1 protein-coding gene and 1 pseudogene are annotated in these 1,462 nt (G+C 70.4%); both read right to left on the bottom strand.

The genetic code is table 11. The features are described from left to right. The coding region (locus MCM47_RS40635) for an aminotransferase class I/II-fold pyridoxal phosphate-dependent enzyme (RefSeq protein WP_238951820.1) at positions 1-1,132 on the bottom strand (1,132 nt) is incomplete at its 3' end. Between the two features lie 2 nt (positions 1,133-1,134). Further along, positions 1,135-1,462 (bottom strand): annotated as a pseudogene (locus MCM47_RS40630) (CoA ester lyase); the annotation flags it as partial.

The raw sequence follows: 1,462 nt of genomic DNA, 5'->3' as shown, positions 1-1,462 counted from the left end.
CCGCCGAGCTGTAGAAGCCGCGCTCGAAGAGCTGGGCGGAGAGTTTGACCGCGCGCTCGGCGTCGCCGACGTCCACGCGCCGCACCGGCAGGCCGTTGCCGGCGAAGCTCGTCGGCAGGAGTTCGTCGAAGAGGTCGATGTTGCGGTTCAGCCTTGCCTGCAGCTCGGCGAGTTCGGGCGACCGGTGGATGGCCGCGCTGCCGAGCGAGGCGCCGACCAGCGGGAGCGCGACGTTCTGCGACCAGCCGACCGGGCCGGCGTGCCGGTGCAGGAACTCGAACTGATCCCGGTTGCCGAGCATCGCGATGCCGCCGCCGGTGCCGAAGCCCTTGCCGAGACTGGCGACGATCACCGTCCGCGGGTTCATCTCCAGCCGGGACCGCACGAAGCCCTCGCCGCGCTCGCCCATGATGGAGAGCGAGTGGGAGTCGTCGATGTAGAGGAACAGGCCGTAGCGGTCCTGGAGTTCGAGCAGGCCGTCGAGTGCGGCCGCGCCGCCCATCGAGTACGCGCCGTCCGCCACGTAGGCGACCCGCGGGTACCTGCGACAGATGTCCTCCAGGTAGTCCAGGTCGTTGTGCGGGCAGTTGAGGACCAGCGCCTCGTCCGCGCAGATCGGCTTCACGTAGGCCATGCAGAAGTGGCAGAACCGGTCGAAGACCATCACCCGGGGGCCGTCGCTGCTGCCGTCGCAGCGGTCGTTCAGGTGGCCGGAGGCGACCAGCGGCAGGATGCCGGCGGTGAGGGAGGTGCAGGAGGCGCCGGGCAGGACGTGTGCGCCGAACAGCTCACCCAACTCCTCCTCCAGGCGGACCAGCAGGTTGTGCCTGATCCGGGTGGTGGAGGTGACCAGCCAGGTGCTCCGGGACTCGGTGAGCGCGTCCACCGCGCCGGCCGCGACCTGCGGGTGGTTGTTCAGCCCGAGGTACGCGCAGGAGACCATGTTGGCGAACTCGTGGCCGCTCTCGCGGACGATCAGCCGGTTGTTGGACTCCGAGTCCACCTTGATGCCGATCAGGCCGTTGGCGCCGGCCGCCTGCCAGACCGGATCGGCGGCGGCGAGCATCGCCGCGGCGTTGCGGTAGCGGCGCGGGCCCTGGACGGACTGCGCCGGCTCGGTTGCCTCGGTCATCGTCACTTCTCCTTCGTCTCGTTCGGTTCGGGTGGGGCGAACTGCTCGATCAGGCGCTGCGAGGCCTCGAAGAAGGGCATGCCGACCATCACGCCGTCCACGACGGTGACCGAGCGGCCGTTCTCCCGGCCCGCCTCGACCACCCGGCGGGCCCGCTCCAGCAGTTGCTCGTCCGGACTGAACGCCTCGTTGATCGGCGCGAGTTGGCGCGGATGGACGGCGATCTTGCCGCTGAAGCCGAAGTCCCGGGCAAGCGCGGCCTCGTGGCGCAGTCCGGCCAGATCGGCGACCTCGAAGAACGGCGCGTCCATCGCCTCCACCCCGGCGGCG

The sequence above is a fragment of the Kitasatospora sp. A2-31 genome (genome assembly GCF_022288725.1).
Classification (GTDB): domain Bacteria; phylum Actinomycetota; class Actinomycetes; order Streptomycetales; family Streptomycetaceae; genus Kitasatospora.
The sequence above is the reverse complement of the archived record's forward strand: the minus strand, read 5'-3'. Positions and strand labels throughout refer to the sequence as shown.